9 protein-coding genes and 1 pseudogene are annotated in these 15855 nt (G+C 73.4%); 8 read left to right on the forward strand and 2 right to left on the reverse strand.

The window, feature by feature from the left end:
* Window positions 1-11: 11 nt before the first annotated feature.
* A complete protein-coding gene (locus I3F58_RS26115; RefSeq protein ID WP_240111153.1) occupies window positions 12-1136 on the forward strand; it encodes a glycosyltransferase family 4 protein in 1125 nt (374 codons plus the stop codon).
* A 143-nt stretch (window positions 1137-1279) separates the two neighbouring features.
* Here I3F58_RS26115 and I3F58_RS26120 read toward each other — a convergent pair whose 3' ends face one another.
* Complete coding sequence (locus I3F58_RS26120) at window positions 1280-2911, reverse strand: PucR family transcriptional regulator (protein WP_240111154.1); 1632 nt, start codon at window positions 2909-2911, stop codon at window positions 1280-1282.
* Between the two features lie 181 nt (window positions 2912-3092).
* On the opposite strand from I3F58_RS26120, the gene I3F58_RS26125 reads away from it, so the two are divergent.
* Window positions 3093-4763: an NAD(P)/FAD-dependent oxidoreductase gene (locus I3F58_RS26125; RefSeq protein WP_240111155.1), complete on the forward strand. Its 1671-nt coding sequence runs from the start codon at window positions 3093-3095 to the stop codon at window positions 4761-4763.
* Window positions 4764-4798: 35 nt separating this feature from the next.
* Here the strand turns inward: I3F58_RS26125 and I3F58_RS26130 are convergent, their stop codons facing one another.
* Window positions 4799-6601, reverse strand: a complete 1803-nt coding sequence (locus I3F58_RS26130) for a glycoside hydrolase family 15 protein (protein WP_240111162.1) — start codon at window positions 6599-6601, stop codon at window positions 4799-4801.
* A gap of 545 nt (window positions 6602-7146) precedes the next feature.
* On the opposite strand from I3F58_RS26130, the gene I3F58_RS26135 reads away from it, so the two are divergent.
* From I3F58_RS26135 to I3F58_RS26160, 6 genes and pseudogenes are all read left to right on the forward strand, one after another.
* Window positions 7147-8817, forward strand: coding sequence for a CTP synthase (locus I3F58_RS26135; protein ID WP_240111163.1), 1671 nt, complete (start codon window positions 7147-7149; stop codon window positions 8815-8817).
* A gap of 97 nt (window positions 8818-8914) precedes the next feature.
* A complete protein-coding gene (locus I3F58_RS26140; RefSeq protein ID WP_240111156.1) occupies window positions 8915-9541 on the forward strand; it encodes an NUDIX hydrolase in 627 nt (208 codons plus the stop codon).
* A gap of 1023 nt (window positions 9542-10564) precedes the next feature.
* The gene (locus tag I3F58_RS26145) at window positions 10565-12718 is read left to right on the forward strand and encodes a tetratricopeptide repeat protein (RefSeq protein ID WP_374208040.1); all 2154 of its coding nucleotides are present in this window, start codon (window positions 10565-10567) and stop codon (window positions 12716-12718) included.
* A 153-nt stretch (window positions 12719-12871) separates the two neighbouring features.
* Window positions 12872-13987, forward strand: a complete 1116-nt coding sequence (gene ald, locus I3F58_RS26150; RefSeq protein WP_240111164.1) for an alanine dehydrogenase — start codon at window positions 12872-12874, stop codon at window positions 13985-13987.
* 352 nt (window positions 13988-14339) lie between these two features.
* Window positions 14340-15533 (forward strand): ParA family protein, encoded by a 1194-nt coding sequence (locus I3F58_RS26155; RefSeq protein WP_240111158.1) that lies wholly within the window; start codon window positions 14340-14342, stop codon window positions 15531-15533.
* Window positions 15518-15855 (forward strand): annotated as a pseudogene (locus I3F58_RS26160) (hypothetical protein); the annotation flags it as partial. The gene I3F58_RS26155 and the pseudogene I3F58_RS26160, both read left to right, overlap by 16 nt.

Genomic DNA, 15855 nt, shown 5'->3' on the forward strand with positions numbered 1-15855 from the left:
TCCTTGGGCGCGTGACACAGCTGCGTACGGTCCAAGTGCTGGGCGGCGGCAGCGCGGGCAGCAGCGCTCATGTCAGATCACTGGCCGCCGGGCTGGTGGCCAGGGGCGTGCGGGTGACCGTGTGCGCCCCCGTCGAACTCGACCAGGATGACGACTTCCACGGTGCGGGCGCCTCCTTCGTGCACGTCCCGAGGCGCAGCGACCCCTTGGCTCTCGGCGCGTTGCGCACGGCGTGCGCCGGTGCGGACGTGGTGCACGCGCACGGACTGAACGCCGCGGTACGGGCGGCGACGGCGCTCGCGGGGCTGCCCGGGCCGCCGGAGCGCCGCGCGCCGCTGGTGGTGACCTGGCACATCCGTAGCTGCGCCGAGGGAGCGCGGGCGCAGTGGCTCCGGCTGATGGAGCGTCGGGCGGTCCGGGCGGCGGCCGTCGTGCTCGGCACCTCGGCGGAGCTGGTCGACCTGGCGCGGCGGCGGGGTGCGCGGGACGCCCGGCTCGGGCCGGTCACCCTGCCGGCGCCGGGGGTGCCCGGGGCGCGGCGGGACGGCGACGCCGGGGAGGCCGAGGCAGCCGGGGAGAAGGCCCGGGCCGAACTGGGCGTTGTGGAGCGGCCGTTGCTTGTGTCGGTGGGGGCCCTGGAGCCGTACCGGGGGTACCGCACACTGCTGGACGCGTCGAGGCGGTGGCTCGGCTGTGAGCCGGTGCCGCTGCTCGCGGTGGTGGGCGACGGGCGGCAGCGGGAGGCGCTCCAACGACGCGTGGACGCCGAGAAGCTGCCCGTACGGCTCCTTGGGGAGCGGGACGACGCGGGCACGCTGCTCGCGGCGGCGGACGTCGCGCTGCTGCCCAGCCGGTGGGAGGCGCGGGCGCCGCTGGCGCAGGCCGCGCTGCGGCAGGGGGTGCCGTTGGTGGCCACGGCGGTGGGCGGAGTACCGGAGCTGGTGGGGGACGCCGCGGTGCTGGTCCCGTACGGCGACGCGGTCGCCCTCGCGGGGGCGGTGACCGGGCTGTTGGGTGATCCCGTGCGACGGGCGGCCCTCGCGGAGGCGGGGCTGCGGCAGGCGGGGACCTGGCCGTCGGAGGAGGACACGCTGGCGCAGGTGCTGAGCGTGTACGACGAGCTCTGCGGGCGGTGACACGGGCCGGGGTGAGCGGCTCGGCGCGGTGGCGTCGTGGTGCGGGTACCTCCGGCGGGTGCCTCCCCCTGCCCCGCGCCTTCCCGGGACCGGGGGTTTCGCCCTCCGGCCCCGGGCGGGGCCGGAAAGAGCCACCGGAGGCCCTACACGTGCCGCCTCGCCCGCAGCGCCAGCGACAGGGTCAGGACCGTCTGCGGGTCGTCCAGATCCGTGCCCAGCAGTTCCGCGATGCGGGACAGGCGGTTGTAGAGGGTCTGGCGGTTCAGGTGGAGCTCGCGGGCCGTCTCCGCCTTGCGGCCCGCGTGGGTCAGGTACGTCTCAAGTGTGGGCAGCAGCGGCGGGCGCGACGCCGCGTCGTGGGCCCGCAGCGGGCCTATCGCCCGGTCCACGAACGCCGCCAGCGACGCCTCGTCGTGCCGGTGCAGCCGCCACAGCAGCAGGTCGATGTCCAGCCGCCGGGCGTCGTGCCAGGGCCTCGGAGGCAGTCCCTGCGCGGCTGCCGCGGTCTCCGCCGCGTGCCGCAGGCCCGCCGACGCCGCGGCCCAGCCGCCCGCCACGCCCACCACCACGACCGGTGCACCGCCGCCCGCCTTCGCCATGCCCGCGCGCTCCACCCCGGACCGCAGCGCCGCCGCCACCCGGTCCGCCACCGCCGTGCGCTCCGCCTCGCCCCGCAGCCCCAGCAGCAGCGGCACCCGGCCCTCCACCGGACGGACGCCCACCAGGACCGGAACGCCCACCGTCGCCAGCTCCTCCATGACCGCCCGCGCCAGCAGCGCCCAGCTCCCGGCCGGGGCGTGCTCGGCGGCGGTCACCCGCATCACCACCGGCAGCAGGGGCCCGTCTCCGGGGCGGAAGCCCAGCACCCGGGCCTGTCCGGGCGCGTCCTCCTCCGCGATCCGGCCCTCCGCCAGGTCCGTGAGGAAGTCACCCCGGCCCCGCGCCGCCAGCTCCTCCTCCTGGCGCGCCTGCATCAGCACGACCGCCAGCACCCCCGCCGCCCGCTCCGCGGCCATGCGGTGCACCTGCTGCAGCCGCCCCGACACCGCCAGCACCACCAGCCGTGCCCGCACCGGCCCCGTACCGCCGCCGGAGTCCCCGCCCGGCACGTCCACGACCAGTGAGCCGGCCGGCTGCTCGCCGTCCCGTCGGCCGCGCATGCCCTCCCACACCTGGATCGGATCCGGCCGACCCGGGCCCTCCCCGCCGTCCGCCGCGTACAGCAGCTGGCCGTCGGCCGTCTCCAGGAACACCGGGTTCCCGGCGAAACCGGACAGGATGCGCAGCACGCTCGGCACCCCGCCGCCCCCCAGCAGCGACTCCGTGCACCGCCGGTGCACGTCCTCCGCCTGCCGCAGCAGTGCGTAGTGCCCGTTGACGATCTCGGTGTGGATCTCTTCCGTCACCGACACGAACGGGACCTCCCGGTGCAGCTGCACCAGCGGCAGCCCCGCCGTCCGGGCCGTCTCCACGATCGCCGCGGGGAGCCGGGAGAAGCGCGGGCCGAGCTCCACCACCAGCGCGGTGATCCCGCGCTCCGCGAGCTTGCGCACGAACGCCCGCTGCTCCGACGGGCGCGCGCCGATCGTCAGGCCCGTCGTCAGCAGCAGCTCGCCGCCCTTCAGCAGCGCCGCGATGTTCGGCACCTCGCCCGCGTGCACCCAGCGCACGGTCCGGTGCAGCCGCTCCGCGCCCGTCACCACCTCCGGGAGTCCGCCGCGCAGCGCGGGCAGTTCCAGCGCCCGCCGCACGGTGATCCCGCCCTGTTCCTCCATGAGGCGGGACGCTACCCGCGCCCGCGTTTCCGGGACATCACCCGGGCGTGACCCGACGGCCCCCGGACCGACAACTCGTCGTGCCCGCAGAGGGATTGGGCGACCCTCTGTCGGTTGTGGCGTGCGTCACGCGCCCGCCAGGGTGTCCCGTCAGGCCACCCCGACCCAGAGGAGTCCGACGATGGCACGCACCGCCCCGATGCACCTGCTCAAGCGGCTGGCCGCCGACCACCGCGACGCCACCCGGCTGCGCCTTCCCCCGGCCGACCTGCGCGGACTCCGGTCGCAGAGCGCCCACGGGGACACGAGCAGCCGCCGAACGCTGCTGAAGCGGGCCGCCGCGGTGGGACTCGGCACCACGGCGCTCACCGCCACCGCCACCGCCACGGCCGCCACCGCCACCGCGGTCGCCCGTGCGCCGAAGCGGCCCGCCGGGGACGCGCGCATCGCCGTCGTCGGCGCCGGGATCGCCGGGCTCACCGCCGCCCTGACCCTCCAGGACGCCGGTCTGTCCTGCACTCTCTTCGAAGCCGACGCCGACCGGATCGGCGGGCGGATCTGGACGCAGCGCGGCCACTGGACGGGCGGGCAGACCTCCGAGATCGGAGGTGAACTCATCGACACCGACCACAAGAAGATGCTCGCGCTGTGTCGGCGTTTCGGGCTGTCCGTCGAGGACTTCGCTGCGGCCGGGCCCAACGGCGCCGAGGAGGTGCTGTGGTTCGACGGCGGCTACTACCCGCGCGCCCAGGCCGATGCGGACTTCAAGGACGTCTTCCAGGTGCTCCACCGCGACCTTCAGGCGGCCGGCGAGGTCATGTGGGACCGGACCACGCCGCACGGCACCGCCCTGGACCGGATGTCCCTGCGGGAGTGGATCGACAGCCGGGTCCCCGGCGGCTCCGCCTCCCGGCTGGGACAGTTCCTCGACGTCGCGTACAGCATCGAGTACGGGCTCGACACCACCGAGCAGTCCGCGCTCGCGCTTGTGCTGCTGTTGGGCTACCAGCCCAATCCCGGGCACTTCAACGTCTGGGGGTCGTCCGACGAGCGCTACCACATCAGGGGCGGCAACGACCTGCTGCCGCATGCCATCGCGGACAGCCTGGCCGACGGCACCCTGCGCCGGGGATGGCGGCTGGAGCACCTGCGGGCCAACGGCGACGGGACGCAGACGCTCACCTTCGAGGAGGGCGGAGCCACCCGGACCGTCACCGCCGACCACACGGTTCTGTGCCTGCCGCTGCCGGTGCTGCAGGGGCTCGACCCGGTCGCCGCCGGATTCGACCCGCGGATGCGGGGGCTGCTGAGCGACGCGCGGATGGGCACCTGCACCAAGCTGAACATACAGTTCGGCTCCCGCCCCTGGCGCGGCGCCGGGCCGTGGCCGGGTGTCTCCGCCGGAGACACGTTCACCGGGGACCGGATCCAGCAGCTCTGGGACGCGACGAAGACGCAGGCGGGAGACGGGGGCATTCTCATCCAGTTCAACAGCGGCAGCCCGGCCGCCGCCCTCGCCCCAGGCACTCCCTTCGCCACGGAGTCCGATCCGTACGTGCGGGACCTGGTGGGGCGGAGACTGGCCGCGGTGGAGCGGATCTTCCCCGGGACGTCCGCCGCCTGGGCGGGGCGCGCCCAGCTGTCGGCCTGGCACCGGCACCCGCACGCGCTCGGCGCGTACTCGGCGTGGCCGGTGGGGTACGTCAGCCGGTACGCCGGGTACGAGGGCACGGCGCAGGGACACGTGCACCTGGCGGGCGAGCACTGCGCGTACGACTTCCAGGGGTTCATGGAAGGCGGCGCGGCGGAGGGCGAGCGGGCGGCGCGGGAGGTGATCGCGGCGGTGCGGTGACAGCCGGGGGCTCCGCCCCGCCCGACACGCCCGGTTCAGCCGCCGTAAGCCCCGCTCGCCGTCAGCCTCAGGGCCGTGTCGATCAACGGGACGTGGCTGAAGGCCTGGGGGAAGTTGCCGACCTGGCGCTGGAGGCGGGGGTCCCACTCCTCGGCCAGCAGCCCCAGGTCGTTCCGGAGGGCGAGGAGCTTCTCGAAGAGCTGGCGGGCCTCGTCGACGCGGCCGATCATCGCCAGGTCGTCGGCCATCCAGAAGGAGCACGCCAGGAACGCGCCCTCGTCGCCGGGCAGGCCGTCCACGCCCTCGTCGGAGCCCTGGGTCGGGTAGCGCAGGATGAAGCCGTCGGGTGTGGACAGCTCCCGCTGGATGGCCTCGATGGTGCCGATGACCCGCTTGTCGTCCGGAGGCAGGAAGCCCATCTGCGGGATGAGGAGCAGCGACGCGTCCAGCTCCGCGGAGCCGTACGACTGCGTGAAGGTGTTGCGTTCCGGGTCGTAGCCCTTCTCGCACACGTCCCGGTGGATCTCGTCGCGCAGCTCCCGCCACCGCTCCAGCGGGCCGTCGGCGTCGCCGGACTCGACGAGCTTGATCGTACGGTCGACGGCCACCCACGCCATGACCTTCGAGTGCACGAAGTGGCGGCGCGGTCCGCGCACCTCCCAGATGCCCTCGTCGGGCTCCGTCCAGTGCTTCTCCAGGTAGTGGATCAGCTTGATCTGGAGCAGGGCGGCGTAGTCGTTGCGGGCCAGACCGGTCATGTGTGCCAGGTGCAGCGCCTCGGTGACCTCCCCGTACACGTCCAGCTGGAGCTGCGCGGCGGCGCCGTTGCCGACCCGGACCGGGGCGGAGTTCTCGTACCCGGGCAGCCAGTCCAGCTCGGCCTCGCCCAGCTCGCGCTCCCCCGCGATGCCGTACATGATCTGGAGGTTCTCGGGGTCGCCGGCGACCGCGCGCAGCAGCCACTCGCGCCAGGCGCGGGCCTCCTCGCGGTAGCCGGTGCGCAGCAGCGAGGAGAGCGTGATCGCCGCGTCCCGCAGCCAGGTGTAGCGGTAGTCCCAGTTCCGGACGCCGCCGATGTCCTCGGGGAGGGAGGTGGTCGGCGCGGCGACGATGCCGCCGGTGGGAGCGTAGGTGAGGGCCTTGAGGGTGATCAGGGAACGGATCACGGACTCGCGGTACGGGCCCCGGTAGGTGCAGTGGTCGACCCACTCGCGCCAGAAGTCGGCCGTGGCCTCCAGCGCCGCCTCGGGGTCGGGCAGCGGCGGCTGCGGAAGGTGCGACGGCTGCCAGCTCAGCGTGAAGGCGACGCGCTCGCCGGGATTGACCGTGAAGTCGGAGTACGTCGTCAGTTGCTCGCCGTGCGTCTCGCTGGGCGTGTCCAGCCAGACCGAGTCCGGTCCGGCGACGGCGACCGTGCGGTTGTCGACCTTGTGCACCCACGGCACGACCCGGCCGTACGAGAAGCGCATCCGCAGCGCCGAGCGCATCTTCACGCGGCCGCTGACGCCCTCCACGATCCGCACCAGCTGGGGTGCGCCGTCACGGGGCGGCATGAAGTCGGTGACGCGGACGGTGCCGCGGTCGGTGTCCCACTCGGACTCCAGGATCAGGGAGTCGCCCAGGTAGCGGCGGCGGTCCGCGGCCGGGGGCTCGGTGCCCTCCGGATGCTGCGGTCCGATCCGCCAGAAACCGTGCTCCTCGGTCCCGAGGAGTCCCGCGAAGACGGCGTGCGAGTCGAAGCGGGGCAGACACAGCCAGTCGGCCGTGCCGTCCCGGCAGACCAGCGCGGCGGTCTGCATGTCTCCGATGAGTGCGTAGTCCTCGATGCGCCCGGCCACGTGCATCTCCAGTCGAACGGCCACGTTCGCCCCGCGGGGCGCTTACTGGGGTCAGGGTCAAGGATCGTTGACGCGAGGGGGTCCCGGGGACGGGCGGGGTGGTGCCGTATGACGGGGCCTGACTCGGCAACGGATGTCCGAGCAGAATACGACGTGCCCGGGGCCCCTGTGTGATCTTCCTGGTAGTCGGGATGCGCCCGGATGGTCCGATCGGGTGAGCGGGTACCCCATTGTGCGATTACCTGCACGACCGGTCACGATCATCTGTTTCGCACACGCCCGAACGGGTCACCGGTGACGATCGAACTGATCCGCACGCGACTGAACATTGGCTGGATTGTGAGGTCAGCGTGGCCGGAACGCGGTCACCCTCGGTCGCTGATACCCTGGTAGCCCGTGGACCGGTGGGCGCCGCAGAACCAATCGGCGGCCCCCGAACCGCAGCGACGGCACCCCCGGAGACCTCGGGATTCCTCCCTCCAGGTTTCCGGATCGGACGCCGGTACGCACCTCCAGACCGCGACCACGGGAGCCCCCTCTTGGCCATGCCGCCCGCTGCCTTTAGAAGCAGCACAGCTTCGACGACCAAGCACATCTTCGTCACCGGGGGTGTCGCCAGCTCCCTCGGCAAGGGCCTCACCGCCTCCAGCCTGGGTGCGCTCCTCAAGGCCCGCGGCCTGCGGGTCACCATGCAGAAGCTCGACCCCTACCTGAACGTCGACCCGGGCACCATGAACCCGTTCCAGCACGGCGAGGTGTTCGTCACCAACGACGGCGCCGAGACCGACCTGGACATCGGCCACTACGAGCGCTTCCTGGACGTCGACCTCGACGGTTCCGCCAACGTCACCACCGGCCAGGTCTACTCCACGGTCATCGCCAAGGAGCGGCGCGGCGAGTACCTCGGTGACACCGTGCAGGTCATCCCGCACATCACCAACGAGATCAAGCACCGCATCCGCCGTATGGCCACGGAGGACGTGGACGTGGTGATCACCGAGGTCGGCGGTACCGTCGGTGACATCGAGTCCCTGCCGTTCCTGGAGACCGTCCGCCAGGTCCGCCACGAGGTCGGCCGGGACAACGTCTTCGTCGTGCACATCTCGCTGCTGCCCTACATCGGCCCGTCCGGCGAGCTGAAGACCAAGCCGACCCAGCACAGCGTCGCCGCGCTGCGGAACATCGGCATCCAGCCCGACGCGATCGTGCTGCGCGCCGACCGCGAGGTGCCCACCGCCATCAAGCGCAAGATCTCGCTGATGTGCGACGTCGACGAGGCGGCCGTGGTCGCGGCCATCGACGCCAAGTCGATCTACGACATCCCCAAGGTGCTGCACACCGAGGGCCTCGACGCGTACGTGGTGCGCAAGCTGGACCTGCCGTTCCGGGACGTCGACTGGACGGTCTGGGAGGACCTGCTGGACCGGGTCCACAACCCCGACCACGAGGTGACCGTCGCCCTTGTCGGCAAGTACATCGACCTGCCCGACGCCTACCTGTCGGTGACCGAGGCCATGCGCGCCGGCGGCTTCGCCAACAAGGCTCGGGTCAAGGTCAAGTGGGTGACCTCGGACGACTGCAAGACACAGGCGGGCGCCGCCGAGCAGCTCGGGGACGTCGACGCGATCGTCATCCCCGGCGGCTTCGGCGAGCGCGGCGTCAACGGCAAGGTCGGCGCGATCCAGTACGCCCGCGAGAACCGGATCCCGCTGCTCGGGCTGTGCCTGGGCCTCCAGTGCATCGTCGTCGAGGCGGCGCGGAACCTCGCGGGGATCCCGGACGCGAACTCCACGGAGTTCGACCCGGCCACCGCGCACCCCGTCATCTCGACGATGGAGGAGCAGCTCGCGTACGTCGAGGGCGCGGGCGACCTGGGCGGCACCATGCGGCTCGGCCTCTACCCGGCGAAGCTCGCGGAGGGCTCCGTCGTGCGCGAGGCGTACGGCGACCAGCCCTACGTGGAGGAGCGCCACCGGCACCGCTACGAGGTGAACAACGGCTACCGCGCCGAGCTGGAGAAGAAGGCCGGGATCGTCTTCTCCGGCACGTCCCCGGACAACAAGCTCGTCGAGTACGTCGAGTACCCGCGTGACGTGCACCCCTACCTGGTCGCCACCCAGGCGCACCCGGAGCTGAAGTCCCGCCCCACCCGCCCGCACCCGCTGTTCGCGGGCCTGGTCAAGGCCGCGGTCGAGCGCCAGCAGGCGGCGCAGTAGGCGGCGAAGTGGGCCGCCGCGTATAGGCGATACGGTTGACCGGGGTGCGGGCCTGTGGGCCCGCACCCCGGTTTCCGTACGAGGGAGGATGCACGTCATGGCCATCAGGGACACCCCGGAGGAGTGGCGGGTCACGGCCACCGCGACGCCGTTCCAGGGGAACAAGACGAGTGTCCGCACCGACAGCGTCGTCATGCCGGACGGCTCCGTGGTGAGCCGCGACTACCAGGTCCACCCCGGGTCGGTGGCCGTGCTCGCCCTGGACGGCCAGGACCGGGTCGTGGTCCTGCGTCAGTACCGCCACCCCGTGCGGCAGAAGCTCTGGGAGATCCCGGCCGGGCTGCTGGACGTGCCCGGCGAGAACCCGCTGCACGCGGCACAGCGCGAGCTGTACGAGGAGGCGCACCTCAAGGCGGAGCAGTGGAACGTCCTGACCGACGTCTACACCACGCCCGGCGGCTGTGACGAAGCCGTGCGGGTCTTCCTGGCGCGCGGCCTGTCGGACGCCGAGGGCGACCGCTTCGAAGTCTCCGAGGAGGAGGCCGACATGGAGCTGGCGCGGGTGCCGCTGGTGGAGCTGGCACGTGGTGCCCTGGCGGGTGAGCTGCACAACAACTGCCTGGTGGTGGGCGTGTTGTCGCTGCTGGCGGCGCGGGCGACGGACGGCGTCGAGGCGCTGCGTGCCGCGGACGCGGAGTGGCCGGCCCGGCCGTTCGAGGCGTAGGGGCGGGGCCGCGGCGTCGCCCCCTCCGGGCCGGTCTGACGATCGGTTGATCCGATCGGGGGATGTGCGGGCGGTGCTCCGCGCGGAACCCCCACGGGGCGGGGCTACGCTCGGATCACCCGTACGGAGACCCGGCGGGATCGGCTTGAGCGCAGGCGGACGGGAGCGTGGCCCGTGACGGATCAGGCGGTGGACATCGGCGACGCCGAGCGGCCCCGGACGGCCGGCCCCGCCGGGTCCCGCACGTCGCGGGACCACACCCTCGGCCAGGGGGCGGTCCCGGCATCCGCCGCGCCCGCCGCCGGGGAGGCGGCCGGCCGTACCCCCCAGCCCCGAGCGGCCGGTGCCGCCGATCCGGCGGCACCGGGGACCCGTCCGCGCGGGGGCGTCGGCTCTGACGAGCGCTCGGGGGAAGAGGACATGGCCGCCGCGCCGGGCGGGGGGCGCCGCCGTCCGCCCGCGGACACGGCCTCCGGGGAGAGCACGGCAGGCGAAGGCGCCGCAGGGGCCGGGGCAACCGGGCGGCCGGGTGAGGATGCTGGGACGGAGCGGGTTCCGGCCGGTGGCGGGTCCGCCGGGCGGGACGGTGCCGCCACGGACGGCGGCGATGGCGCGGGCGCCGGGCGGGCGCGGGACGCCGTACACCGGGGCGATTCCGCTACGGGCCCGGGCGTCGTGCGTGGTGACGAGCGGGTTCCGGGGGCGGGCGAAGGGCCTGGGGAGCCGGCCGGGGGCGAGAACGCGCGGGAGCGCACGTGTCAGGTTTCGGGGCCGCGGCGTCGGGCGGGGGCCGAGGTGCCGGGGGAGCACGGCGGCCGGGTGAGCGGCTTGGTGCCGGGCGAGACGGGCGGATGCGCGTCCGAGGAGCCCGGCGGCCGCGAGAGGGACCGGGTGTCCGAGGAGTCCGCGGGCCACGGGAGTGACCCGGTGGCGGGGGAGCGTGCACATCGGGTGGGTGGGCGTGAGCCCGGGGAGTCCGCTGGTCGCAAGGGGGAACGGGTGTCAGGGGAGTCGGGTGGGCGCGTGCCCGGGGGCGCTGGCGGCCGGGGGGCCGCGGAGCCCGGTGACCGGGCGGAGGCCGGGACCGGTGGTCGGGCGGCGGGAGGCCCTGAAAGGCCCGGGCCCCGGGGGTTCGTGGGGCGGGAGCGGGAGTTGCGGGCCCTGCGGGCGGACATCTCGCGGGCCGGGCTCGACACGTTGGCAGGGCGGAAGGCACCGCGGGCCCGCGTTCTGCTGATCGCCGGTCGGCCCGGGTCCGGGCGTACCGCTCTGGCCGAGGCGCTGGTGCGGGAACTGGCCGTGGGATACCGCGACGGTGTGCTGCGGGCGCGGCTGAGCGAGCCGGGCGGTGAGCCCGTGCCTGTCGAGCGCGTCGCGCGGGGCATGCTCGACGCGCTGGGCGTCGCCGCGCCGCCGGGAGCGGATCAGGACGAGCTGAGCGGGCTGCTGCGCGACACCCTGCACGAGCGGCGCGCGCTGCTGCTGCTCGACGACGCTGCCGACGCGGAACAGGTGGACGCGCTGCTGCCCGACAACTCCGCGTGCCTGGTCGTGGCCGTCGCCGCGGGCCCGCTCACCGGCATCCCGGACGTGCGGCCCTGCACCCTCGGCGGACTGGACGTGAAGTCCGGTGTCGAGCTGCTGCTCGGCTGCGCCGGATCCGTACGGATCACCGTCGACCCGCAGGCCGCCGAAACGCTCAGCGAGCTGTGCGCCGGGCAGCCCGCCGCCCTGGTCCTGGCCGGGGGCCGGCTCGCGGCCCGGCCCACCGCGTCCGTCGCGGACCTGGTCCAGCGGATGCGGGCGGTGCCCGACGAGCCCGAGACGCCTGCCACGCTGCGGCCCCTCGCCCGCGCCTTCCACCTCGCCTACGAGGTCCTGCCCGCCTCCGGCGCCCGAGCGCTGCGGCTGCTCGCCCTCGCCCCGCTGGGCCTGGCCGACGCCCAGACGCTCTCCGCCCTGGTCGGCTGCTCGGTCTCCACCGCGGACGCCCTGCTCGACGATCTCGCGGCCTTCGGCTTCGTACGGGAGGCAGAGCAGGGCCAGTACGAGGTACCCGGGTGTCTGATGCCGCTGCTCCGGGCGCGGCTCGCCGCCGAGGACCGGCCCGCCGAGGTGCAGCTCGCGCGGGCCCGCATGCTGGAGCGGACCGTACGGCTCCTGCAGTCCTGCCGAGCGGTCACCGAACCTGAGGGTGCCACCTCCCGGCGGCGTCTCGCGGGTCTGCCCCGCAACCTGCGTTTCACCGGACCGGACGCCGCCGCGGACTGGCTGCGGGCCCGGCAGCCCGCGCTGCTGGCCGCCGCCCGGCTCGCCGTGGCCGACGGGGAGCTGGACACGCTGGCCCGGCGGCTGATCGCCGCCCTCGTGCGGGCTCTTACCGCGCACCGGGGTGCCGAGGCCGCCGCGCCCGAGCTGTACGGGCTGCACCGGCTCGTCCTGGACGTCGCGGAGCGCCGCGGGCTGCACCGCGAGCGGGCCGCGGCGCTGCTCAACCTGGCCGACCTGGACGCCCGCACCGGCCGCACCCGCGACGCCCTGGCCCGGTACCGGGCCGCGCTGGACGCCGGGCGCCTGGCCGGGGACCCCTACGCGACCGGCCGCGCCATGGAATCCGTGGGCGGCACCTACCAGGAGCTGGGCGACTGGGACCGGGCCGCCGACTGGTACGGGCGGGCGCTCGCCCAGCGCCTCGCCCGGGACGAGCGGGCCGACCAGGCACGGCTGTACGGCAGGCTCGGAGCCGTGCACACCTATGCCGGGCGGTACGGGGAGGCCCTGCGCGACTGGCGGGCGGCAGCCGCCGCGCACCGGCGGCTCGGGGACGCCGGGGGTCACGCCCGGGCGCTGAGCGAGGCGGCGCGCGTGCAGGAGTACGCGGGGCGCTTCGAGGAGTCGGCGCGCACCTGTGAGGAGGCCGCCGAGGGAGCCCGTCGCGCCGGGGACGTACGGCTGCACGCGGCGCTGCGGCTGCGGCTCGCGGACACCCTGGAACGGCTCGGTGACCCGGTCGCGGCCCGGCTGCACCGGGTCGCCGCCGACCGGCTGCTGGAGCCCCCGCGCGGGCCCCGCCGTACTGGGGACGGGGAGGGACCCGCAGGTCATGGCGCCCCTGCCGACTCTGCCACCACCGCCCCGTCCACCTACGAAATCCGTAGTGGTTCCCAGAAAAATTAATGCTTTGTAAGGCTAGACACGGGGAAGTCCTTCATTAGACTGGCTGCGCCGCGGTTAATCGCGGTGTGTCCCGGTGTGCCATGCTGGCATCGGGTATGTACCGCTGAGTAGCGGTTTGCCCCAGTACCCCCTGATTCAAGGACCGTGATCGACGTGAAGGTCGGCATCCCCCGCGAGGTCAAGAACAACGAGTTCCGCGTGGCCATCACGCCTGCCGGTGTGCACGAGCTCGTCCGCAACGGCCACGAGGTCTACATCGAGCAGAACGCCGGTGTGGGCTCCTCGATCACGGACAAGGAGTTCGTCGCCGCCGGCGCGCGGATCCTCCCCACCGCCGACGAGGTCTGGGCCACCGCCGACCTCCTGCTGAAGGTCAAGGAGCCCATCGCGGAGGAGTACCACCGCCTCCGCAAGGACCAGACCCTCTTCACCTACCTGCACCTCGCCGCCTCCCGCGAGTGCACCGACGCACTGCTGGAGTCGGGCACCACCGCCATCGCGTACGAGACGGTCGAGCTGCCCAGCCGCGCGCTGCCGCTGCTCGCCCCGATGTCCGAGGTCGCGGGCCGCCTCGCCCCGCAGGTCGGCGCCTACCACCTGATGCGCTCGGCCGGCGGCCGCGGTGTGCTGCCCGGCGGCGTGCCCGGCACGCACGCCGGCAGGGCCGTCGTCATCGGCGGCGGCGTATCCGGCTGGAACGCCACCCAGATCGCGGTCGGCATGGGCTTCCACGTGACCCTCCTCGACCGCGACATCAACAAGCTGCGCGAGGCCGACAAGGTCTTCGGCACGAAGGTCCAGACCGTCGTCTCCAACGCCTTCGAGCTGGAGAAGGCCGTCACCGAGGCCGATCTCGTCATCGGTGCCGTGCTCATCCCGGGCGCCAAGGCCCCGAAGCTGGTCACCAACGAGCTGGTCGCCAAGATGAAGCCCGGAAGTGTCCTTGTCGACATCGCCATCGACCAGGGCGGCTGCTTCGAGGACTCCCGGCCGACCACGCACGCCGAGCCGACCTTCCGGGTCCACGACTCGGTCTTCTACTGCGTGGCCAACATGCCGGGCGCCGTCCCCAACACCTCCACGTACGCCCTCACCAACGCCACGCTGCCGTACATCGTGTCGCTGGCGAACAACGGCTGGGTCGAGGCGCTGCGCCGTGACCCGGCGCTGGCCAGGGGTCTCAACACCCATGACGGCAAGGTGGTTTACAAGGAGGTCGCGGAGGCGCACGGCCTGGAGCACATCGAGCTGGACACCCTGATCGGCTGACGTTCCCCGCCTGATTCCCGGGCCGACGGTCAACGGGCACCGTCAACCTCACGCAACCGGCCGGACCTTGTTCGACAAGGTCCGGCCGGACGTGCGTCCGGGTCCGGCCCACCCCTCGCGCAAGTCGCCGTGAACGTAACCCTTTAACCGTTTCGCACACCGGCGAAACAGAAGGATCGGCGGTCATGCACCCTTGACAGGAAGGCGTTCGGTTGCCGACACATCACGCCGCGTCCGGCCGATTGTGTTGCTGCGGAGTGGTGACACGCCATAGAGTCGCCAACCGTCGGCATGGTGCCACGCTGACCTATCGACAAGTTTCCTGACCGCATCCAAGGAGGTAAGACGACTTGTGAATGAGTCGACATTTACTCCCGGGGATGCCCATCCAGGAACGCCGGGTCCTGGCCGCTTCGCCGGTCACGCCGGCCGGGGAGGTCCGTCGGCCGGGCTTGAGGCTGTCGGCTCCGTCGCCGTCCGGACCTTCGCGAACCACCAGCACATGACGACAGCCCACACGATGAAGACGATGGACGGCCAACACGTGAACGCCATGGCCGGCGACGAGGGTGGCCACGGGTCCACGCACTTCGCCGCCTACGACGAGCTGCCCGACGGGCACTTCTACGACCCCGACGCCGAGTACGAGCCAGATCCGGAGTACGCGGCCACCCTCGCGCCCGACGCCGCCCGGCAGCGTCGCGAGCGGATCGGCCCGACCGGAAGGCCCCTGCCGTACTTCCCGATCCCGGGACCGCTGACCGAGCACGGCCCCGCGAAGATCATTGCGATGTGCAACCAGAAGGGCGGTGTGGGCAAGACCACGTCGACCATCAATCTGGGAGCCGCACTCGCGGAGTACGGACGACGGGTGCTGCTGGTCGACTTCGACCCGCAGGGAGCGCTGTCGGTCGGCCTCGGCGTCAACCCGATGGAGCTGGACCTCACCGTCTACAACCTGCTCATGGAGCGGGGCATGTCGGCGGACGAGGTGCTGCTGAAGACCGCCGTGCCCAACATGGACCTGCTGCCGAGCAACATCGACCTCTCGGCCGCCGAGGTGCAGTTGGTGAGCGAGGTCGCGCGCGAGTCCACGCTGCAGCGGGCGCTGAAGCCGCTGCTGCCGGACTACGACTACATCGTGATCGACTGTCAGCCCTCGCTGGGCCTGCTGACCGTGAACGCCCTGACGGCGGCTCACAAGGTGATAGTGCCGCTGGAGTGCGAGTTCTTCGCGCTGCGGGGCGTGGCCCTGCTGACGGAGACCATCGAGAAGGTCCAGGAGCGGCTCAACCCGGAGCTGGAGCTGGACGGCATCCTCGCGACGATGTACGACTCGCGGACGGTGCACAGCCGTGAGGTGCTGGCCCGGGTCGTCGAGGCCTTCGACGAGCACGTGTACCACACGGTGATCGGCCGGACCGTGCGCTTCCCTGAGACCACGGTGGCGGGCGAGCCCATCACCACGTACGCCTCGAACTCGGTGGGTGCAGCCGCCTACCGCCAGCTCGCCAGGGAGGTGCTCGCCCGGTGTCACGCCGAGTGAGTCTGCCCGGTGCCGACGAGCTGTTCCGTACGACCGGGGGGATGCCGCTGCAGGCGTCGTCGCCCCGCCGCCCCGCGGGGGCCGCGGCCGAGGGTGACGCGGCCCCGGAGACCCGGGTGCCGGGCCCGGCGACCGGGTCCGGGGCTCCGGCCGCTCCGGGCGGTGCCCCGGGGGCCTCGTCCGAGGAGCACGGAACGGCCTCGGGTGAGCCCGGCGACGCCGCGGAGCGCTCGCGCGGGCGCGAGGCGGCGGAGGACGAGCAGGGACGGGCCGGCGGACCGGCCGCGCGGGCCGCGGCCAGGGCCGCGAAGAGCGCCGGAGG

The organism is Streptomyces sp. MUM 203J (assembly GCF_022414595.1).
In the GTDB taxonomy this organism is placed as follows: domain Bacteria; phylum Actinomycetota; class Actinomycetes; order Streptomycetales; family Streptomycetaceae; genus Streptomyces.